The sequence below is a fragment of the Dyadobacter sp. 3J3 genome, assembly GCF_009801115.1.
Taxonomy (GTDB): Bacteria; Bacteroidota; Bacteroidia; order Cytophagales; family Spirosomataceae; genus Dyadobacter.
Map to the genome: position 1 here is coordinate 728,456 of NZ_VTOL01000001.1, position 22,506 is coordinate 750,961.

Here is a 22,506-nt window from a genome sequence, read left to right on the forward strand (position 1 = left end):
CCATGAAAAAATTCTCCATTTTATTTTTCGCTACGTCTCTCTTATTTAGCACATTAAGTTGCAAAGATAAAAATGATGACGACACGCCAACAGTACCAACAGATGTAAATAATCCGTTAAAATCAGGAGAAATATCAGTACCCGTAAAAGCAGATCCTTCGTTTAGCTGGGCGCCCGCCACCGGCTCGGTCAATCTTGGTGATCTCAAAGGAAATTCTTCAACAGAGCCATTAATGATTTCTATTGGTGATGCTGTTGAAGCCGGTTATCGGGATGGTGGTTTGTACCGTCAGGGGCAACTTACATCATATCCAAACCTTGTTGCCCGACAAATGGGTCTTGCTGATTTTGACCAGGCACTATTTGAAAAAGAAAATGGCAATGGCACGGGTTATCTTGTCAAAAGCAATACAGGATATATTCCTGTTTTTGATGAAGTTACCAACAATTTGGCTTATACCGAAAAAGGATCACTGCTCATGAAACCGTATTCGGGCAAAGTTACTGACAACTTTTCTGCGCCTTATGGCGGCCGAAATATTTTTGGTTTAAATCCTTCCGCGCAACTATCGTACTCGATTGATTTCTATCTGAAAAATCCTCAGCCAGCATACTATACCAATACGAATTATTTATGGGTCAATAAAAATGTAAACACCTCGCTGTTTAGCAGGTACGTGAGCAATGGATACAATACTGCATGGGATTATGCCAAAACTATTACACCGGACGTAGCTTTGATTTCAACGGCATCTGATGTCTTTATTTTCAGCTATTTACATGGTGGACATAGAGGATTGTTCGGAGGAAGTGAATTTTACTGGGAACGTCAGGTTCTTGATTATCTAAAAGAAAAGGGAACAAAATCTGTTTTGGCAACGGTTCCTGACGTACTGGACTTCCCCTATTTCAAGTGGTATAACTATGCTAAAATAGCAGGGAAAATGGGTAATACGATTGGTATCCAATCCGGAGATGCATCTACTTTACCAGGCGCAGATGCCGAAACTATTTTTCTTCCAACGCGTGAAGTAGTCAATGTCTACAACGGAATTTTTAAACGCTTTTACCTTACTGATGCAGATGTCATCAGAAAAGAAGAAGTATCAAAACCTGAAATGTATAATGAGATTTTACTCAGATATGCAAAACAATACAATCAGCCGTTGGTTGATTTTAATGCAGTCTATAAAAAAATTATGGCTGGGAATTATGTCACAGATGATGGCTTCAAAATTGATCCATCATACACAAATGGAAATTTTTTCTCAATGGACGGCATATACCCTTCTGCTATCGGACAGGCCGTGTTGGCCAATGAGGTGATCAAGGTTTTGAACAGCAGTTATCGTGCCCAGATACCGCTGATCAATATTAGTATTTATGCAACTGAAATGTCAAAAGTTAAATAGAACTTCAAACCCGGTCAAAAGCTTGCCTGATTTTTGGCCGGGTTTAAATATTAAAATTCTTATATTTGCATGATTAAAGGATAAATCCCTTTCTAAAAATGCAGCACAATCTTACACTTACACTCTTGCCGGAGATCGCTCTGGATGATGATGCTTTTCGTCAGTATATCAATAAAAAACTCAATTTAAGGAGTACTGATCAACCTTTCATTCGAAAGACCCGCCAATCAATTGATGCGCGGAGCCGTCAGGTAAAGGTCAACGTGCAGGCAGAAGTTTATGTCAATGAACAACCGCCTTCACTAATTGAAACGCCTCTGGAATATCCGGATGTGAGCAATCGTCCGCAGGCATTAATTGTAGGTTGTGGCCCCGCCGGGATGTTTGCCGCTTTGCGACTTATAGAACTTGGTATCAAACCTATTCTTTTTGAACGTGGAAAAGATGTGCGTGCCAGAAGGCGGGATTTGGCTGCTATTAACAAAGAACATATCGTAAATCCTGAATCCAATTACTGTTTTGGAGAAGGCGGTGCGGGTACATATTCTGATGGAAAATTATATACCCGCTCCAATAAACGCGGTGATATTCGCCGGGTTTTGGAAATATTTGTAGGCCATGGTGCCAACGAACAAATCCTGATTGATACACATCCACATATTGGAACCAATAAACTTCCGATGGTTGTCGCCGAAATGCGCAAAAGTATTCTGGAAGCCGGTGGAGAAATTCATTTTGATACAAAGGTTACCGACTTTATTTTAGAAGGAAATACGTTAAAAGGCGTCATTACGGACGATAAAACGGAACATACCGGAATTGGCGTAATCCTCGCCACCGGACATTCTGCAAGAGATATTTATGAATTGCTGGATCAGCGAAATATCCTGATTGAAAGTAAATCCTTTGCCATGGGCGTTCGTATTGAACATCCGCAAAGTGTAATTGACCAGATTCAATACCACTGCCAGACTGACCGCGGACCTTATCTGCCGGCCGCTTCATATAGCCTTGTTACACAGACACGATATCAGGGTGTTCAGCGCGGTGTTTTCTCTTTTTGCATGTGTCCCGGCGGATTTATCGTTCCTGCTGCAACTGCGTCTGGAGAAGTCGTCGTGAATGGTATGTCTCCATCTCGACGAGATTCTGCTTATGCCAATTCAGGAATTGTTGTTTCGGTGGAAGATATAGATTTACTTCCTTACAAAGAATTTGGTGCCTTGGCCGGTTTACAATACCAAAAAGAAGTTGAACAAGCGGCCTGCAAGCTTGCGGGAGAAACTCAAACTGCACCTGCACAACTTGTTACCGATTTTATCAACAAAAAAATATCAAGTGAGCTTCGTGAAACTTCTTACCAGCCAGGCATAATTCCTGTTGATTTATATGAAGTTTTACCACCCAATATTGCTTTTCCGCTACGAGATGCTTTTTCTGATTTTGGAAGAAAAATGAAAGGATATTTGTCCGGCGATGCACAGTTAATTGGCGTAGAAAGCCGCACTTCTTCCCCTGTCAGAATTCCAAGAGAACGTGATACCTGCGAACATCCGGTTGTAAAAGGACTTTTTCCTTGCGGCGAAGGAGCAGGTTATGCAGGCGGAATTATGTCTGCTGCAATGGATGGACAACGATGTGCAGAACAACTTGTGGGGCTATATGCTTCGGCATAAGCTGTCATTTGTCTTACATCAAAATATTTAGTATCATTGTTCAAACACCAGAATCTTTCGTGGAACGTTATAATAATGAGTGAAGCGCCATGTTGCTGCTGTTACAAAATACCGACACCAATTAAAATTAATTATATTCGCCTCTATGGCTCAGGGATCTTTCTCGGTTTTCACGAATGAATTATTTCAAAAATTAAAAGATCCGCTTCCCGGTGAATCTGCACATCAGGTTATGCAGTCCTCTTCCAAGCTGAGATTTACTGTTAAGCCGAACGAAAGAACCCGAAAAAGTGCCGTATTGATCTTATTTTATCCTTACGCCAATGAAATTCATTTTCCCCTGATTTTACGTCCGGCTTACGATGGCGTACATTCCGGCCAGGTCGCTTTTCCAGGTGGACGTTATGAAAAAACAGATGAAAATTTGATCAGGACTGCATTGAGAGAGGCTCAGGAAGAAATCGGGTTGAGGCTCAATGATGTGAAAGTGTTGGGTATATTGACCGAGCTTTTTATTCCAGCCAGCAATTTTTATGTTCTGCCCGTAGTCGCTACAATCCCATATCGTCCTGATTTTTATCCGGATCCAAGAGAAGTTGAAGATATTTTCCAGATAAAATTAAAAGAAATCTCTGATGTATCCATAATCGGTACCAGCGAGATCCAGATACGCGGGGTGCAAATTGTTGCACCACATTATGAAGTAAACGGGTATAAGATCTGGGGAGCAACGGCGATGATGATCAGCGAGCTTCTTTCTGTCATTGGCACCGTAGATTTGGAAGTCTGAAACTGGGAAATAATCCCTTTTATTCCTATATTAGCGAGTATTTTCATCCATGCCTCCCGGCGTTCTGCGTACATTTTAATCCTGAAAAAATCGATTATCCATGTGCGGAAATCCGATAAGAGGCTGATCTTACTGAAATTTTTAAAGCATATAAACCCTTAGTTTCCGCCTCAATTTATGGACGAAAACGGAGCTACGCCTAACGTAGAAGATAGCGAATTACACAGTCAGTTACCCGTCTCGGGCCTTTACGAAAGTTGGTTTCTTGATTATGCATCCTATGTAATTCTGGAACGTGCAGTACCTGCCATTGAAGACGGTCTAAAGCCGGTTCAACGAAGGATTTTGCATGCATTGAACGAAATGGACGACGGCCGCTTCAACAAAGTTGCCAACGTGATAGGGTCCACAATGCAGTATCACCCGCACGGTGATGCTTCTATTAATGATGCCATTGTTAACCTTGGGCAAAAAGAACTTCTTTTCGATACACAGGGAAACTGGGGCGATCTGCGCACCGGCGACCGTGCCGCAGCAGCGCGTTATATTGAAGTACGTCTTTCAAGATTTTCCAAAGAAATTGTTTTCAATAGTGATACTACGGAATGGCAGTTGTCCTATGACGGACGGAAACGTGAGCCGGTTACGCTCCCGGTAAAATTCCCTCTTTTGTTATCATTAGGAGTTGAAGGAATTGCAGTTGGACTTTCAACCAAAATATTACCACACAACTTTTGTGAGCTGATAGAAGCTTCTGTAGATATATTACAGGGCAAGGAGGTAGTTATTTACCCTGATTTCCTTACAGGTGGACATATAGATGTTTCCAATTATGGAGATGGACATCGCAGTGGGAAAGTTCGGGTAAGGGCCAAAATTGAAGAGGAAGACAAGAAAATGCTTGTCATCCGTGATATTCCTTTTGGCACTACAACTTCATCATTGATTGATTCTATCATCAAAGCGAATGACGGCGGAAAGATCAAGATTAAAAAAGTTGTCGATAATACCGCAGCCGATGTGGAGATCCAGGTACATCTTGCGCCAGGCGTTTCGCCGGATATTACCATTGATGCGCTTTATGCGTTTACTGAATGCGAAGTTTCCATTTCTCCGAACGCCTGTGTCATTATTGAAGACAAACCTCATTTTGTCGGAGTTACTGATATTTTGCGGTATAATACACAGCAAACGGTTCATCTTTTAAAACGTGAACTGGAAATCCGAAGACTTGCTTTACTGGAAAAAATCCTGTATGGTTCTCTGGAAAAAATATTTATTGAAAACCGTATTTACCGTGACATTGAAGAATGTGAAACGTTTGAGGATGTAATCAGGACCATAGATAAAGGTCTTGAACCATTCAAACCGCAGTTTTACAGGGAAATAACAGACGAGGATATCGTTGAGTTAACAGAAATCCGTATCAAACGTATTTCAAAATACGATGGATATAAGGCGGACGAACTGATGAAAAAATGGCAGGATGAACTTGCGGAAACGGAAGATAACCTGGCCAACATTACCCGTTTTGCAATCGATTTTTTCAAGGATCTTTTAAAGAAATACGGAAAAGGCAGAGAAAGAAGGACAGAAATCAGAGCCTTCAACCAGATTTCTGCCAATGTCGTGGCGGCGAATAACCAGAAACTTTATGTTAACCGGGCCGAAGGTTTTATAGGCTACGGTTTAAAAAAAGATGAGTACGTCATGGACTGCTCTGATATTGATGATGTTATCATTTTCAGAAGTGATGGGAAATGTCTGGTTACCAAAGTTCAGGACAAAGTTTTTGTAGGAAAAGACATTATTTACTGTGCCGTTTTCCTTAAAAACGATGAACGGAAAGTGTATAACCTGACTTACATCGACGGAAAAACCGGCGTTTCATATATTAAAAGATTCCAGGTTACGGCCGTTACTCGTGATCGTGAATATGACCTGACGCAGGGAACTCCAAAATCAAAAATCACTTATTTCACTTCCAATGAAAATGGAGAAGCTGAAATAATTACGGTCAGTCTTACGGCTCAGAGTAAAGCAAAAGTGAAACAATTCGATTTCAATTTTGCGGATCTACTGATCAAAAACCGGAGTGCGATGGGAAATATCCTGACGAAATATACGGTCCGTAAAATTGTAATGAAACAGGCGGGCCGCTCTACTTTGGGCGGTGTTGATATGTGGTTTGATCCGATTATAGGCCGCTTGAACCGTGATGAGCGTGGAGAATATCTGGGTAATTTCGGATCAACGGATAGCATTCTGGTTATTTACAAAGAAGGATCTTACGAGCTGACCAACTTTGACCTTACTAATCATTATGTTTCAAACGAAGTTTTACTGGTCAAAAAATTCGATCCGAAACTTCCAATTACGGCACTCTACTATGATGGTGGACAGAAACATTATTTCATCAAACGTTTTACGATAGAGACTTCATCGCTCGATAAGAAATTCCTGTTTATCAGTGATGCAAAAAACAGTAAATTAATTTTAGCCTCTGCCGACAAACGTCCACGTTTTGAGGTGGTTCATGCTAAAAATGAAAAACGTGATCAGCTGCACGAAGAATTTGTTGTGGAAGATCTCGTTGATGTAAGGGGATGGAAGGCAATGGGTTATAAATTATCCATCGACAAATACAAAGAAATCCGCTGGCTGGAATCTCTGGCTGTTTTGGTAGAAGATGAGTTGGTTATCGACATTCCGGATCTTCATCATGAAACGGAGGAAGGCGATAGCGAAGCAACCGAAAATAAAGAAATACAGGAATCTGAAAGCGGTGAATCCGAAATAAATCAGGAGGAAACTGAACCAGAAAATACGAAGGACAAGGATGCCCAGGATGATTCTAAACCAAAAAAGGAATCAAAAAAAGGCACTGACCCAAAGTCACAACTTGGTCTGTTTGAATAACATGTGTTTTAAACGCACATGTTATTCAAACGATTTTTCGAAAGCCAGCAACAAAATACCAGGTTGCAAGCGTATTGAAAATAAACGACAAAATGTGAAAGATTTGCAATACCCTCATAATGTATACATCAACTTAGAGGTTAACTTTAAGGATGCTAGTGAAAAAATTGATAAAAATAGTTATTGCCTTACTCTTTGCCAGCCTGGTATTTATCCTGCTGTGCAATTTCTGGGTGGTATATTGTACAAAGCAATATAACTATTTTTCAATAAATGATCTTCCCTCCAACGACGTCGCACTGGTGTTGGGAACGAGCAGAAATACCGAAAGAGGAAAAGAAAACCTGTTTTTCAAATACAGGATGGAGGCCACGGCACGACTTTTCAAGGAAGGTAAAATCAAGTATATAATTTTAAGCGGAAACAACGACTCCCCCTATTATAATGAGCCGCTGGATATGCAAAGAGCATTGCTCAATTTGGGAATTCCGGAAAATGTTATGACATTGGATTATGCCGGGTTCCGGACATTTGATTCGGTAGTTCGGTGCAAGGAAGTTTTTAACCAGGATAACTTTACGGTTATTTCACAAAACTTCCATAATGCCAGAGCATTGTACATTGCACATAACGAAGGAATTAATGCAATTTCATTTGCTGCCCAGGATGTTCCGGATGGTTATTCCGTTCGTACGCTGATCAGAGAATACCTTGCGAGACCAAAAGCAGTTCTTGACGTACATTTTTTGAGACCAAATGCAGATGTTACGTCTAATGTTGAGATAAAAAAGAAAAAAGGACCCTGAACAAAGCGAAGATTTTACTCACCGGAGACAAAAAGATATGAAAATAATTAGACTGCTCATCTTTTTTGTAATTATACTATTATCTGTCCGATCCTTCGCACAAACTAAGCATACTATTAAAGGAAGAATAACAGATGCAACTTCCGGAGACCCTGTTCCTTTTGCTAATATCGGCGTTAAAAATACACCGGCAGGAACTACAACAAATTTCGACGGATTTTACACGCTGACCTTCACTCCTCCGGCTGATTCCATTCTGGTAACTTACATTGGTTATTCAACCAAGAGCAAAGCTATTGCTGACACAGCCATTCAAACCATTGATATCCAGCTTACACCCGGTGCCTTGCAGCTTAGGGAAGTTAAAATATTTGCCGGAGAAAATCCCGCGTGGGCAATCATGCGCAAGATTGTTGCCAATCGGAAAAGTAATAATTCCGAAAATCTGGATGCTTATGAGTATGAAAGTTATAACAAGATCCAGATCGATATAGATAACCTTTCGGAGAAATTCCGAAACCGGCGGGCTGTGAAAAAGATGACACACATCGTTGATAAATATGACGAGGTGAAAGGTGATGACGGACAAACGATTATTCCGATTTTCATTTCTGAATCCGTATCCAACGTTTATTTCAGAAGAGATCCTAAAAAGAAAAAGGAGATTATCAACAAAACAAAAGTGTCCGGTGTAGGTTTGACGGATGGAAGTTTCGTTTCCCAGATCGTAGGATCGTCATTTCAGCAATACAATTTTTATAACAACTGGCTGAATGTCCTTGAAAAAGATTTCATTTCACCGATTTCAGATAGCTGGAAATTGTACTACGATTACTATCTGGCAGATAGTATTTCGAACGGAACGAATTATGATTATCAGATCGATTTTGAGCCGCGTCAGGAACAGGATCTGGCTTTTAGCGGATCTTTCTGGATTGATGGAAAAACATATGCACTAACCCAGATGGATGCAAATGTTGGAAAAAAAGCAAATTTAAATTTCATCGAAAGAATAAAAATCCAAACATCTTACGATCTTTTTGAAGATGACAGCACCTGGGTTCCGACCAAAACTAGGGTTCTTATTGATGTAGACGAACCGACAAAACAAACGGCTGGACTGCTTCTCAAATTTTATTCTTCCAATTCAAATTATAAATTGAATGTACCGAAGGGGCCAAAGTTTTTCGATACAGCCATAGAGCTGAAAGAAGATTATATGGTCCATGATTCTACGTTTTGGAATAAAAGTCGCCCGGAAACTCTTTCCAAATCTGAATTACTTAGTTTTCAGCTCGTTGATTCTTTGAAAGTATTACCTGTTGTAAAAACGTACACAGAGATTTTAAATATTTTTGTAAACGGCTACAAAAGAATTGACAAGTGGAACATCGACATTGGTCCATATCTGTTTTTATATGCCAAAAATAATATTGAAGGCAATCGCCTAAGACTAGGTTTTAAAACTGATCCTGGATTCAGTCGAAAATGGATTGTCAGTGGCTATGGTGCTTACGGTTTCAAAGACCAAAAATTCAAATATGGTGGCGGAATCGATCACATTTTCTCTCGAAAACCTTGGACAATGGCTGGAATTTCCTATTCCAAGGATCTGGAAAGGTTAGGACTTTCGGCTGAAACCATCGGAACCAATACGCTTTTTGGTGCATTTTCAAGATTTGGAACATTCCGTCGAGCTTATTATCAGGAAGACCTTTCAATGTATTTCAGGAGAGAGATTGTAAAAGGATTTACCGCAAACATTCAGCTTCGTCACAGGACTTTTGATCCATTATTTGATTTTGCCTTTCGTTCACAACCACAGCTGGGTGCAGATTCTCCCTTAAAAAGTAAATATGAAATTACCGAGCTGAATGTAGAAACCCGACTTGCCGGTAATGAAACATTTCTGCAAAATGATAACGAACGCATCAGTATGGGAACAGGAAATTCTCCTGCTTTCACATTTCGATACACGATGGGAATAAAGAATTTCCTGAGTGGTGATTTCAATTACCAAAAGTTTGCTGTCAATGTAAAACAAACTTTCCGGGCGGGTGTTTTTGGACGTACTTATTACAATCTTACGCTCGGTTATATTCCTTCAACAATTCCCTACACCTTGTTATACACACCTTTGGGAAATGAATCGTTGTTTTATGTGGATAATGCATTTAACCTGATGAAATATTTCGAATTCATCAGCGACCGTTATCTAACACTTCGTGTGGAACATAATGACGAAGGTTTTATATTGAACCGAATTCCTGCCGTAAGAAAACTAAAATGGCGATTATTGGCGACAGGACGGGTTTTTTATGGACAGGTAAGTAAGAAAAACCTGGCGCTTGCTTCGTCGGTGGATGCACAAGGGAATCCAATTCAGACATTTAATGAACTTGGAAATACACCATATCTGGAACTTGGATATGGTATTGACAACATTTTCAAGTTTGGCAGGATTGATGCCATTCACCGGCTTACTTATAAAAACAATCCTAATGTGACACCTTTTGCTTTGAAGATATCGTTCTGGTTCAGCTTGTAGGTTATTATCAAATCCTCCGTAAATCTTTATTTGAATAAGTCAGAAAAACTTCTTCGCCAATTTCTACGTCTTTTTTATTTCTATAAAAAACTAATAAGCCCTGTTCATTGGTACACCGGATTTCCCAGTGATTTCCATGAAAACGAATGGCTTCAACAATTCCTGTCCATTTACTTTTTTCAGGAAATTTAGTACGCTTTATTTTCTCGGGACGGATGAAAGACTTTTTCAGTCCCGGATTTCCCCCGATCCAGTTTATATCACCCGTTAATTCTGCCACATAACCATCAATAGGTTGATTGTAAACTTCTTGCGGCGTACCAACCTGAATTACTTTTCCATCTCTTAAAACCGCAATTTTGTCTGACCATGCCAGTGCATCAGACGCTTCATGCGTAACAAAAATGCAGGCCATTTGCTGCTCCTGTCGCATTTGTTCAATTGCCTCCGCCAAAATGCGACGATTTCTGTTGTCCAAATGAGCAAAAGGTTCGTCCAGCAATAGAACATCAGGCTGCTCGGCAAGCGATTTTGCTATGGCCGTACGTTGTTTCTCTCCACCGGATAGAAGTTTAGCCTTTTGTCCGCGAACATTTGATAAACCTGTAATCTTTAATAATTCCTCTACTTTCTGCTTACGATACTCCGGCTCATAAAACCGAAGTGAATAAGAAATATTTTCCTCAACCGTTTGATTTGGGAAAAGCTCAAATTCCTGGTGGATCAGTTTTATCGAATCATGACCTGGAATTAACTCTCCTTTAACAGAAGTCAGCTTTTCTTCCTGAAAAAATACATTTCCCCGATCAGCATCCATGAATCTGCCCAGGATTCTCAAAAATGTACTTTTCCCCGATCCGCTTTCGCCTAAAATCCCTAACCATTCCCCTGGATTTAATTCCAGTGAAACATCCGATAAAACCGTTTTTGAATTGAAATTTTTTGATACTGAATCAGCACGAAGAACAGACATGGAAGAATTTATTGGAGAGAAGAAATGATGATGTAAAACTGCTATCGGCCGTCGGCAATCGGCTGTCAGATTTTGGATTATTCAATATAGAAACTGATTCTAAAATCTGACAGCCGACGGCCGATTGCCGAAAGCTTGTTAGCTAATCCAGGTAACTTTATTTTCAATCGGTGTCCGACGAGCTGGAATTTCGCCCGAATTATGATATCCCATATAGAAAAATCCGATGCATTTTTGATTTTCCTTTAATTCCAAAAAGGCTTTCAAAGCATCCGTAACAGACGGGCTGCTCCAATAGGCTCCTATGTTATTCGCGGTAGCGGTAAGCCACATATTTTGAACTGCGCAGGCAACCGCCGCCACTTCCTCCCACTCCGGAATTTTTTCGGTATGAGTTTCCATAATAATCGCAATCACTGCTGCTGATTTCAAAGATTTTGATCGGGTTCCTTCATACTTTGCCTGCGAAAATGTTTCCGCTGTTGTATTGGCTTTATAAGCTTCACCCATGTGATCAGCTAATTTTTCAAGCCCTGAACCACTAAAAACCCGAAATCTCCAAGGTTCTGTTAGTTTATGCGTAGGTGCAAAATTGGCGTTTTCCAGAATGGTTTCGATCAACTCCTTTGGAATTTCCTTTTCTATATAACTTGGTGGAAAAATACTGCGTCGGTTTCGAATGACGTGGTTTATTGAATCTATGAGGTTAATCATCAAAATTTCTTTAATTTAATTTATCCATTTAAAATGCCTGAAAGCTACATAAAAGCTCAGTTAACCGTTGAAATAGTAATTATTATATGACTACGTCAAAAAACTGTAAATTGTGCCCGTTATCTGAATAATTTCAAACCTTTAACCAACTGATATCTCCATGCTTGTTACTACCACCCCCAATATTGAAGGTAAAAAAATCATTAAATATATCGGCCTTGTAAACGGCGAAGCCATCATAGGAGCCAATATTCTTAAAGATTTTATGGCAAACGTGCGCGATGTCGTTGGCGGAAGATCCTCTGCTTATGAACAAAGCCTTCGTGAAGCCAAAAGCATCGCTTTACGCGAAATGATGGATCAGGCGCAGCGCCTGGGTGCTCATGCAATCATTGGCGTAGATCTTGATTTTGAAACCATCGGCGGCAGCGGTTCCATGCTTATGGTGAGCTGCAACGGTACCGCCGTTTGTTTGGAATAACGCTTATGGATCAGAAAACTTTTGCTGCGATCTGAGCTACGTTATCCGATTTCCCCATGGTGTAAAAATGCAAAACCGGCACTCCGTATTCGATCAATTCCTTGCATTGCTGAATACCCCATTCAATACCCAGTTGGCGTACTTCTTTATCGGTGGCGCATTTTTCTGCCTCTTTTATAAGTTCCTGAGGGAATTCGAGATGGAAAATATCGGGCAATATGGTCAATTGTCTTTTGGTAGCCAAAGGTTTTAAACCCGGAATGATTGGTACAGTAATTCCTTCTGCGCGGCAACGATCTACAAAACGGAAATATTTCTGGTTATCAAAAAACATTTGTGTTACAATGTAATTTGCACCAAGTTCAATTTTTCTTTTTAAATGTTCAAAATCTGAATCCAGACTTTCCGCATCCAGATGTTTTTCAGGATACCCGGCAATACCGATACAAAAATTGGTGTGAGCGGCTTCTGTTTCTGCATGGAGCAAAACACCTTTATTCATGTTGTCAACCTGAACAACCAATTCCGAAGCGTAACTATGGCCTCCCAATTTGGCTTTAAAAACACCCGCTGATTTTTCAGGATCTCCGCGTAATACAAGGACATTGTCTATACCCAAATAGTGAAGATCAAACAAAACATCCTCCGTCTCATCTTTGGTAAAACCTCCGCAGATAACATGTGGCACGGCATCAACTTTGAATCGCTCCATTAATCTTGCGCAGATACCGACGGTTCCCGGGCGTTTGCGAATAGGAATTCTTTCGATCAGGCCATTTTGACCTTTTACATCTATAAGTTCTTCTCTGTGATAAGTAACGTCAACGAAGGGTGGTTTAAATTCCATAAGTGGTTCTATGGAATTTAACAAATCAGTTATATTCTGACCTTTTACAGGTGGGATGATCTCAATTGAAAATAGTGTTTTGCCCTGGGCCTGGCTGATGTATTCGGTAACTTTGGTCATGTACTGGTTTCTAAGTTTGCATAAGGGTATACAAAAGAACACCATTTATGTAAGCTAACCAACCGATAAAACAAAAAAATGGCCTACCGCATAACAGTAGGCCATTCCACGTAAACCCTCCTCTATCAGTGTTCGTCAAAACTGCAATGTAAAGCTGACAGGCGTCAGATACGAGTTGCAGTTTGCTTGACTGACTTCTATAAGTTAAATATTCGTGCCAACATTTTATAAAAACACCGTTAAATTTAAAAATATGCTTGCATTCACTAATTTCAGCAACTTAACAAAGAATAAGGGCTCAAATGGCGTTTGAATAAATTAAATGTCCTTCCTAAAATTATCAAACAAACCAAAAGGCTGACCTGACCTGACGAATTATTCTACATATTGACCTTAATTATTACCCATTATTCCACAAAATCAATTAATCTCGTCATTTCAATATGATCAATTCCGTCCTCCTCATAGATTTCGCCCGACTGCTCAAATCTAAAAGATTCATAAAACTTTTTCAGGTATAACTGCGCCCCTATTCTGATGGCCGATTTACCATAGATTTCTTCAAGACTGGCAATGGATTTTTCCATTAGTTCAATACCAAACATTTTCCCCCGACCCAGGGGCGAAACCAGCACACGCCCGATGGAAGGAAGTTCATATGCTATTCCCGGCGGAACAATCCTGGTATAAGCCATAAGTACTCCATTTTCTGTACCAAGCAAATGATGACATATCTTGTCCTTTCCATCCAGATCCAGAAATATGCAGTTTTGTTCTACAATAAAAACTTCGTTTCTCAAACGGAGTAATTCGTACAGTTCATGATTCGAAAGCGCATCGAAGGATTTAATATCCCATTGTAATTTTAAATTCATTTAAGTAAAAAGAGATTGAAAGGTTCTTATTTTTGCCTGAGTTTCATAGTCTTTTGTATTTTTGCAAATTATTCGGAGCGGATGCACTCCTGGCCAAAAGCCAAATACTATTTTATTTTTTTGTTTATCAAGTTGTTAGTACAAAAAGAACGCGAAATATGAAGTCTTTTTATATTCTTTATTTGACTAGAACTTATATTTTGAAATAGTGAAATTTCATATCAGTTTAAAATTATTAAAACTTAAGTACAATACGCATGGGAAGAGCCTATGAATATAGAAAAGCGCGGATGTTTAAGCGTTGGGACAAAATGGCAAAAACATTTACCCGAATTGGGAAAGACATCGTTCTTGCTGTAAAAAGCGGAACGGCCGACCCCGCCACGAACGCACGTCTGAGAGTTTTGCTTCAAAATGCAAGAGCTGCCAACATGCCTAAGGAAACGGTTGAACGTGCAATTAAACGGGCCACTTCGAAGGATCAGGAAGATTACAAAGAAATCGTTTATGAAGGATACGGACCACATGGCGTTGCTATTCTGGTAGAAAGTACAACCGATAACCCTGTTCGTACGGTTGCAAATGTTCGCAGTTATTTTAATAAACTGGGAGGCAGCCTTGGTACGATGGGGATGCTCGATTTCATATTTGACCGGAAATGCATTTTCAAGGTAAAAAATGATGGAAAGCGCGACATGGAAGAGTTGGAATTCGAACTTATTGATGTCGGTGGAGAAGAAGTTTTCCTGGACGAAGAAACAAACCAGATCAACATTTATGGTGAATTTTCTTCATTTGGTATGCTTCAGCATTACCTTGAAGAAAACGGATTTGAAATTGTGGAAGCAGATTTTGAACGTATCCCAAGCGATACAAAATCATTAAGCGAGGAAGAAATCGCAGACGTTGAAAAATTGATCGAGAAAATCGAAGACGACGATGACGTTCAGCGCGTCTATCACAATATGGCATAAAAGCTATCGGCTTTCGGCAGTCGGCTTTCAGTATTTTAATAATGAAATATTTATTCATTATTCATAAACTGACAACCGATTGCTGACGACCGAAAGCCACTTAGCTTATCGCTATAATCTTATGCTGCTTATTTAAAAACTGGAATTGGGCGCCTGTTTCCTTTCCCAGAAAAGAAAGTCCTACCGGCGAAGATGAAGATACGGCAATTACTGTTTTATTATCAAACTGTACCGTCCCCAGGCTAACGGAGATAAAAAACCATCCTGCGGAAGTTTCCAAAAGCGCACCAACGGCCCCGCGTGATAACGCTTCCGACTCACCGATTCTGTCAAGCACTACCCTTTCCTGCCTTACCTGCTCATATTGTCTTGCATGCATACTCCGGTCAAGCTGACCCATGGAGCGTGAGGTTTCATACTTGTCTCCTGCCGAACTTTTACTTTGGTCATTAGCCGAATCCTGCGCCGCTTCCATTGCTTTCCAGGCCACTTGCAAACGGTCGTCCAAAAGCCCTTTCATATATTCAATTAATTCTGTTTTATTCATCTCGGTGTCTCGCTGCGTATTTAATTTGTCTGCAAGGTCTAAACATCCACTGATTTAATTCCATCCAATAGCCAAATATTTTTGTCGGATGATAAATTTATATGTTATCATTTGCCATTAACTTAATCTGATAACCAGGCCCGAACGTCTTTGATAAGTTGTTCGCTTTAAAGTTTTACAGTCGTTACGTTTTCTCATTGCGGACTTCCTTATTATCTTTGCAAAACTTTCCCAAAAAGACGCAATGACAAAACTTTCAGTTCGGCACCTACTTGGCATTAAAAACCTGAACGAGAATGATATTCATACAATCCTGGATACCGCTACTCAATTTAAGGAAGTAATTAACCGTCCGATCAAGAAAGTACCTTCACTCCGGGATATTACAATTGCCAACGTTTTCTTCGAAAATTCAACCAGAACGAGGCTTTCTTTTGAACTTGCAGAGAAAAGACTTTCCGCTGATGTTGTCAACTTTTCAGCGTCCGGAAGTTCCGTTAAAAAAGGAGAAACTTTGCTGGATACTGTCAACAATATTCTTGCAATGAAGGTGGATATGATCGTGATGCGCCACAGCAGTCCCGGAGCTCCGCAGTATTTGGCAAGCCGGATTCCTGCCAACGTCATCAATGCCGGTGATGGAACACACGAGCACCCGACGCAGGCTTTGCTGGATGCGTTTTCCATGCGTGAGCAACTGGGAGATCTGGCTGGTAAAAAAATTGCGATCATTGGTGATATTCTGCACTCGCGTGTTGCACTATCAAATATTTTCTGTCTTCAAAAATTAGGCGCGGAAGTTATGGTTTGTGGACCGTCCACTTTGATACCAAAGTTCCTGGCAGATCTGGGTGTAAAAATTGGACATAACGTAAAAGAAGCGCTACAATGGTGTGACGTCGCCAATGTACTTCGTATTCAGCTGGAAAGACAACAGATCAAGTATTTCCCGTCGCTAAGAGAATATTCGCTTTATTTTGGTATCAACAAAGCGATGCTCGATGACCTGAATAAAAAGATTGTTCTGATGCACCCGGGACCGATAAACCGTGGTGTAGAACTTTCTTCCGACGCAGCCGATTCGGAACATTCGATTATTTTGAACCAGGTTGAAAACGGTGTGGCCGTAAGAATGGCAGCTTTATATTTGCTGGCTCAGCAATAAAGATTTTTAGTTTCTTTTTCTAAAAATATTAGTAATTCGAATTTTCGACAATTCGGTTGTATGCTTGCATTTACTTTTTACCGGACTCATAGTTCGGGCCACTTAATATCCTCTTTTAAATCACTTTGTTTGTAAATATTTTTTCTTTTAATAACGCAAATTATTGACATTAACGAATATCTTTGCAATAGTATGCATGCATAACAAATTGCTAAATTTTACATTATAATACTTCATCAATAATCCCAAAATGGCATACGAAACGATTTCCTTTACCGTTGAAAATAACATTGCACTCGTCAAATTAAACAGGCCGGAAAAAGCAAATGCGCTTAATGCATTAGCTTGGAAAGAGCTCAAATCCATTTTTGAAGAACTGGATCAAAATGATGAAGTAAGGGTAATTGTTTTAAGCGGCTCAGGAAAACATTTTTGTTCGGGAATTGACGTTTCGCTACTGGCTGATTTGATTAAGCCCGAAGAAAGTGATGTAAGACAACGTGAGAAAATACGAAAGCTTATTATCGAACTGCAATCGTCGGTAACAGCAATTGAGCTTTGCAGCAAACCCGTCATTGCTGCCATCAAAGGTGGTTGTATCGGTGCCGGGGTTGACATCATCTGTGCGTGTGATATGCGTTATGCAACACAGGATGCATTTTTTACCATCAAAGAAATTGATATGGGTATGGTGGCAGACCTGGGAACATTACAAAGATTGCCTAAATTAATTGCCGACGGTTTCGCCCGCGAAATGGCATTTACGGGAAGAGAAGTTTTCGGAGCAGAAGCAGAACGGATTGGGCTGGTCAACAAATGTTACGAAACGGTTGATATGCTTTTTAGCAGCGTAACTGAAATTGCCGCGACGATCGCTTCCAAATCACCTGTTTCTATTCGTGGAACAAAACATATTTTAAATCATAGCAGAGATCATTCCGTGGCCGACGGATTGCAATATATGGCAACCTGGAATGCAGCGATGCTGATTTCCGAAGATTTTAAAGAAGTTTTTAAGGCTAAATCAGAAAAAAGATTTCCTGATTTCCGAAATTAACAGAAGTAAAAAAGACTGGCATAAACTCATTTTCGTTACTTTCAATTTTCCACTCTCAACCGCGCGGCCACCGCTTTCAACTAAACCATGAGCTACAAAGAAGGAATGCTCCGCGACGGAGCTCTTGAAAATAAAACAATTATTGTGACTGGCGGTGGAACCGGGTTGGGGAAATCGATGGCTACTTACTTTTTGAAGCTGGGTGCCAATGTTGTGATTTGCAGTCGGCGGCTGGAAGTTCTTGAAAATACAGCCAAAGAACTTGAAGAACAAACCGGCGGGAAGGTTTTAGCCATCGCTTGTGACGTGCGAAAAACGGAAGAGATTGAAAATGTCATTACCAAAACCATTGAACAATTTGGGCAGGTTAATGGCTTGGTTAACAATTCAGCTGGTAATTTTATCAGTCCTACGGAACGGTTATCGTACAAAGCAGTGGATACGGTTGTTGATATTGTCTTAAGAGGAACCTATTATTTCACACTGGCACTGGGCAAATACTGGATTGAAAATAAAATTAAAGGAACGGTTCTAAATATTTCCACAACCTATGCCTGGACAGGATCCGGCTGGGTAGTACCTTCTGCCATGGCAAAAGCAGGCGTGTTGGCTATGACAAAGTCACTGGCCTTTGAATGGGCGGATCATGGCATTCGTCTGAACGCGATTGCTCCGGGCCCATTTCCTACAAAAGGTGCCTGGGACCGATTATTCCCGGAAGAACTGGCTAAAAAGTTCTCTTTTGAAAACCGGATTCCACTGCAACGTGTTGGTGATCATCAGGAATTGGCAAACCTGGCGGCATACCTGATTTCCGATTTTTCTGCCTATATTACTGGTGAGGTTATAACACTTGATGGCGGTGAAGTACTATCTGCCGGTCAGTTTAATTTCCTCAAAGAAGTCAGCGACGACCAATGGGATGCTATTGAAGATCAAATAAAAAATGCCAATCGGAACAGTAAGAAATCAGAATAATAATTTTCTTCCGTTTTTATTGGGTAAATTTGCTGCTTCGTTCGTTATTTGACAAATGAAGATATCTGGTATATGAAAACAACTTTTAGAATCGGCCTTTTTCTGCTGTCAGCGTTATTTATTGCAGGATGTGCATCCTCCGAAAAAACGGTGAAAAAGATCCCTGAGGCTCAGGTACGCATGTCAAATCCCGAAACAATTTCTGCACCCGAGGAATTGTCTCTTATTGCAATTCAAAGCAAATATTTGTTGAAGGATACAACGCAGGTTCGTGTATTCCTGTATGTGGATGCATTGAAAGGTAAAGTGCCGATGCAAACGGCCGATTTCGTTCGCCTTTATAATCTGAATTACGTAATTTATTCTGATTACGGAACGCGTGACCGGTTGGGTTATGGAAACGTAAAACTGGATTCGGGTAATGTTACAAAGGTAGGCGACAAAATTGTTATCGCTTTTGATATTAAAAGTCCAAATAAGGAAAATGGTGTTTTATTAAGTGAAATCAGCCAGACGGGAACTCTGAAAAAGGTACTGAATGATTTGACGCTTCATTTCAAAAAACAGTCAGCCAGTGAATTGTACGGTATATACACAGCTGCGAGCATAGAACCTTTACAGCGTCATTATATCAACGCTGGTAATCCTTTCACAATTAAAAGGTTAACTCAAGAACCGGGAATATTGCACGTATTTTATTACGGACATAGTTTTGAACCAGCAGGTTCGCCTATGAACACTAATGCTAAAAGTGTTTCCAAATCATTGACGATTGACAGTTCGTTCACAATCAATACCAACGAAACAATCCATTTTGAGAAAGAAGGATTGTACAATATTTTCTCAGATACCACACAATCTGAGGGTTTAGGCCTGTTGGTTGTTAACGAAAGATTTCCCAAAATTACCAAACCTGAATTACTGCTTGAACCGCTGGTTTATATGAGCACGAATACGGAAATTGGAGAAATCAAAAAAGCACAGGAATTCAAAAAAGCGCTTGACAAATACTGGCTGAATTTGATGAACGGAAACGCACCTTTGGCGCAGCAATCCATCCGTTCATTTTACAGTCGTGTAGAAGAAGCTAATCAATTGTTTACCAGCTACAAAGAAGGCTGGAAAACAGATAAAGGAATGATCTTTATTGTCCTTGGCCCACCGGATAAAGTGCAGAGAAGCAAAGACCGGGAAGTATGGACGTACGATCAGCGTGCAAACGCACAGAATGTTAATTTTACTTTTAATCGCAGAACAAATCAATTTGTAGATGACCATTACGAGCTCGTTCGCTACGCCGAATATCAGCCGATCTGGTACCCTATAGTAGAAGCATGGAGAAACGGAACTATACGCTAAGAAAGCCCGCCCCTCGTCCGTCACAAGCCGACATGGTTTTTGGTACACAATCTGTACTTGAAACTTTACGCTCCGGTAAAGAGATCGAACGTTTATTTATTCAGAGAGAATTAGGTCTCAATGAAATTGAAAAGACAGCTAAGGAGCTTGGAATTCCTTATCAGCGCGTTCCGGTAGAAAAACTAAACAGAGTTACCAGAAAAAATCACCAGGGTGTGATCGCATTTGTTTCACCTATTCAGTATATGCCTTTGCATAACGTACTGACGCAGGTATATGAAGAAGGAAAAACACCATTATTATTGCTACTGGATCGGGTAACGGATGTTCGTAATTTTGGAGCGATCGCCCGTACAGCAGAATGCGCTGGCGTTCAGGCGTTGATCGTACCGACAAAAGGTGGAGCACAAATCAATGCAGATGCGATGAAAACTTCATCCGGCGCGTTGAATTTCCTGCCCGTTTGCCGTGAACCGAATCTTTACGAAACTTTATTGTATCTGCGTAACAGCGGATTGCAAATCATAGCAAGTACTGAAAAAACAGATAAATCTTTGTATGATATCGATTTTTCTATTCCAACAGTAATTATCATGGGATCAGAAGAAGACGGGATTTCGAAAGAATTTCTTCTTTTGGCAGATAGTGGTGCAAAAATTCCTTTGAATGGACAGGTTGAATCATTAAATGTTTCTGTTGCCAGTTCTGTAATACTTTATGAAGCGGTGAGACAACGTGTTGTTGGAAAAGTTTCCTAAAAGAATTTTGAATTGAATAAAAAAGAAGTCAGCTATTAAAAAGCTGACTTCTTTTTTATTATAACAGGTGGATTACTAACCTAAAAAAGCTCCTTATCCTGACGGAAATTCTTCATAATCCAGCCACCTCCTACAACGTCATCTCCTTCATAAAAAACAGCAGCTTGGCCCGGCGCAATACCGTTTACGCCATCATGGAAATGCACTTTTATTTTTCCCGGTTCATCAGGAATCAATAAAGCGGGCGTTCCGTCGTGTTTATAACGCACTTTTGTTACCGTTTCCAATGGTTTGGTAATGCCATCATATTTCTGCCAATTCAATTTGCTTACCACCATTCCGTCACGGAACAAATCCGGTAAATCGCCCAGCACAACTTCATTTGTATCTTTTCTTACTTCGGTCACAAAAACCGGTCTGCCTAATGCAATTCCTAATCCTTTGCGTTGACCGACTGTATAAAATGGGTAACCTTCATGTTTTCCAACAACAGTTCCATCTTCATACACAAAATTTCCTCCTGCCACTTGTGCTTCAAGTCCCGGAATTCTGCGTTTCAAAAATCCTCGGTAATCATTATCAGGCACGAAACATATCTCATAGCTTTCCGCTTTATTGACCAGATCAATAAAACCACGTTCCCGAGCCATTTCACGGATTTCGCTTTTATGTAAATAGCCTAACGGAAGTTTGGTCCGGCTAAGACTTTCCTGAGAAACGCCCCAAAGTACATAACTCTGATCTTTCCAGCTGTCAATTCCTTTGGAAACATAATAACGGCCATCATTAAACTGCATGTTGGCATAATGACCTGTTGCAATGGATTCGCAATCCAAACGATCCGCACGTTTTAATAAGGCGTCCCATTTGATATGCGTATTACATAAAACACAAGGATTTGGCGTACGGCCTTCCAGATATTCTCCTGTAAAATGGTCGATGACATAATCACCAAATTCTTCGCGTATATCTAATATATAATGGGGAAAACCAAGTTCGACAGCGATACTTCTTGCGTCATTGATAGAATCGAGAGAGCAACAACCTGTTTCCTTTTTTGAACCACCGCTGCTTGCGTAGTCCCAGGTTTTCATTGTCATACCTATGACCTCATAGCCTTGTTCATGTAACATGACCGCTGCCAGAGAGCTGTCAATGCCGCCGCTCATGGCGACTAAAATTCGTCCGTGTTTACTCATTGCGAGAATCTGCGAAGGTTGAACGCCTTCCGATTTTGATTAGTTTGAAAAAATCAAACAGAGAAAATTATCTGATTGGTTCCGCAAAGATAGTATTTTTAATGGTTAAGGTTTAATTGTTAATGGTTAATGCGTTTGCTTTGAGTGGACACAAACGTAGACTTATGTTTTGTCACACAAAGAACCCCTGGAAAATATTTTCGAACACAAACTTCGAAACGAGCCATCATTAACAATTAACCCTTAACAATTAACCATTATAATGCGTTTGCTTTGAGTGGACACAAACGTAGACTTATGTTTTNTCA

Annotated in this window: 19 protein-coding genes; 13 read left to right on the top strand and 6 right to left on the bottom strand. The window is 40.3% G+C overall.

The genetic code is table 11. From position 1 onward, the window contains the following. The first annotated feature begins 2 nt into the window (after positions 1-2). The 6 genes from FZF08_RS03155 to FZF08_RS03180 all read left to right on the top strand — a co-directional run bounded on the left by FZF08_RS03155 (position 3) and on the right by FZF08_RS03180 (position 10,151). Positions 3-1,412 (top strand): hypothetical protein, encoded by a 1,410-nt coding sequence (locus tag FZF08_RS03155; protein WP_159467147.1) that lies wholly within the window; start codon positions 3-5, stop codon positions 1,410-1,412. 98 nt (positions 1,413-1,510) lie between these two features. Continuing rightward, entirely contained in the window at positions 1,511-3,088 is a 1,578-nt protein-coding gene (locus FZF08_RS03160; protein ID WP_159467148.1) for an NAD(P)/FAD-dependent oxidoreductase, read from the top strand. 145 nt (positions 3,089-3,233) lie between these two features. Beyond that, positions 3,234-3,878 (top strand): CoA pyrophosphatase, encoded by a 645-nt coding sequence (locus FZF08_RS03165; RefSeq protein ID WP_159467149.1) that lies wholly within the window; start codon positions 3,234-3,236, stop codon positions 3,876-3,878. Positions 3,879-4,055: 177 nt separating this feature from the next. After that, positions 4,056-6,797: a DNA gyrase/topoisomerase IV subunit A gene (locus FZF08_RS03170; protein WP_159467150.1), complete on the top strand. Its 2,742-nt coding sequence runs from the start codon at positions 4,056-4,058 to the stop codon at positions 6,795-6,797. Positions 6,798-6,949: 152 nt separating this feature from the next. Then, positions 6,950-7,603: a vancomycin high temperature exclusion protein gene (locus tag FZF08_RS03175; RefSeq protein ID WP_229216394.1), complete on the top strand. Its 654-nt coding sequence runs from the start codon at positions 6,950-6,952 to the stop codon at positions 7,601-7,603. Positions 7,604-7,640: 37 nt separating this feature from the next. After that, positions 7,641-10,151 (top strand): DUF5686 and carboxypeptidase-like regulatory domain-containing protein, encoded by a 2,511-nt coding sequence (locus FZF08_RS03180; RefSeq protein WP_159467151.1) that lies wholly within the window; start codon positions 7,641-7,643, stop codon positions 10,149-10,151. 7 nt (positions 10,152-10,158) lie between these two features. Here FZF08_RS03180 and FZF08_RS03185 read toward each other — a convergent pair whose 3' ends face one another. After that, positions 10,159-11,124: an ABC transporter ATP-binding protein gene (locus tag FZF08_RS03185; protein ID WP_159467152.1), complete on the bottom strand. Its 966-nt coding sequence runs from the start codon at positions 11,122-11,124 to the stop codon at positions 10,159-10,161. A 138-nt stretch (positions 11,125-11,262) separates the two neighbouring features. Beyond that, positions 11,263-11,838: a nitroreductase gene (locus tag FZF08_RS03190; RefSeq protein WP_159467153.1), complete on the bottom strand. Its 576-nt coding sequence runs from the start codon at positions 11,836-11,838 to the stop codon at positions 11,263-11,265. A gap of 160 nt (positions 11,839-11,998) precedes the next feature. Between FZF08_RS03190 and FZF08_RS03195 the strand changes: the two genes are divergently transcribed. Next, positions 11,999-12,319: a heavy metal-binding domain-containing protein gene (locus FZF08_RS03195; RefSeq protein ID WP_159467154.1), complete on the top strand. Its 321-nt coding sequence runs from the start codon at positions 11,999-12,001 to the stop codon at positions 12,317-12,319. 10 nt (positions 12,320-12,329) lie between these two features. Here the strand turns inward: FZF08_RS03195 and FZF08_RS03200 are convergent, their stop codons facing one another. After that, positions 12,330-13,286 (bottom strand): methylenetetrahydrofolate reductase, encoded by a 957-nt coding sequence (locus FZF08_RS03200; protein ID WP_159467155.1) that lies wholly within the window; start codon positions 13,284-13,286, stop codon positions 12,330-12,332. Between the two features lie 407 nt (positions 13,287-13,693). Then, entirely contained in the window at positions 13,694-14,161 is a 468-nt protein-coding gene (locus tag FZF08_RS03205) for a GNAT family N-acetyltransferase (protein ID WP_159467156.1), read from the bottom strand. 257 nt (positions 14,162-14,418) lie between these two features. On the opposite strand from FZF08_RS03205, the gene FZF08_RS03210 reads away from it, so the two are divergent. Beyond that, positions 14,419-15,135 carry a YebC/PmpR family DNA-binding transcriptional regulator gene (locus FZF08_RS03210; protein WP_159467157.1) on the top strand — a complete coding sequence of 239 codons (717 nt, stop codon included), beginning with the start codon at positions 14,419-14,421 and terminating at the stop codon, positions 15,133-15,135. Positions 15,136-15,235: 100 nt separating this feature from the next. Here the strand turns inward: FZF08_RS03210 and FZF08_RS03215 are convergent, their stop codons facing one another. Then, a complete protein-coding gene (locus FZF08_RS03215; protein ID WP_159467158.1) occupies positions 15,236-15,682 on the bottom strand; it encodes a transcription elongation factor in 447 nt (148 codons plus the stop codon). Positions 15,683-15,926: 244 nt separating this feature from the next. Between FZF08_RS03215 and FZF08_RS03220 the strand changes: the two genes are divergently transcribed. From FZF08_RS03220 to rlmB, 5 genes are all read left to right on the top strand, one after another. Further along, the gene (locus tag FZF08_RS03220; RefSeq protein WP_159467159.1) at positions 15,927-16,847 is read left to right on the top strand and encodes an aspartate carbamoyltransferase catalytic subunit; all 921 of its coding nucleotides are present in this window, start codon (positions 15,927-15,929) and stop codon (positions 16,845-16,847) included. 250 nt (positions 16,848-17,097) lie between these two features. Continuing rightward, entirely contained in the window at positions 17,098-17,904 is an 807-nt protein-coding gene (locus FZF08_RS03225) for a crotonase/enoyl-CoA hydratase family protein (protein WP_159467160.1), read from the top strand. A gap of 87 nt (positions 17,905-17,991) precedes the next feature. Continuing rightward, complete coding sequence (locus FZF08_RS03230; RefSeq protein WP_159467161.1) at positions 17,992-18,882, top strand: SDR family oxidoreductase; 891 nt, start codon at positions 17,992-17,994, stop codon at positions 18,880-18,882. 150 nt (positions 18,883-19,032) lie between these two features. Then, entirely contained in the window at positions 19,033-20,241 is a 1,209-nt protein-coding gene (locus FZF08_RS03235) for a GWxTD domain-containing protein (RefSeq protein ID WP_200837023.1), read from the top strand. Then, the gene (rlmB, locus tag FZF08_RS03240) at positions 20,217-20,999 is read left to right on the top strand and encodes a 23S rRNA (guanosine(2251)-2'-O)-methyltransferase RlmB (RefSeq protein ID WP_137338805.1); all 783 of its coding nucleotides are present in this window, start codon (positions 20,217-20,219) and stop codon (positions 20,997-20,999) included. The genes FZF08_RS03235 and rlmB overlap by 25 nt, the downstream gene beginning before the upstream one ends. Positions 21,000-21,079: 80 nt before the next feature. On the opposite strand, the gene mnmA is transcribed toward rlmB, so the two are convergent. Then, positions 21,080-22,198: a tRNA 2-thiouridine(34) synthase MnmA gene (gene mnmA / locus FZF08_RS03245; protein ID WP_159467163.1), complete on the bottom strand. Its 1,119-nt coding sequence runs from the start codon at positions 22,196-22,198 to the stop codon at positions 21,080-21,082. Between the last annotated feature and the right edge of the window lie 308 nt (positions 22,199-22,506).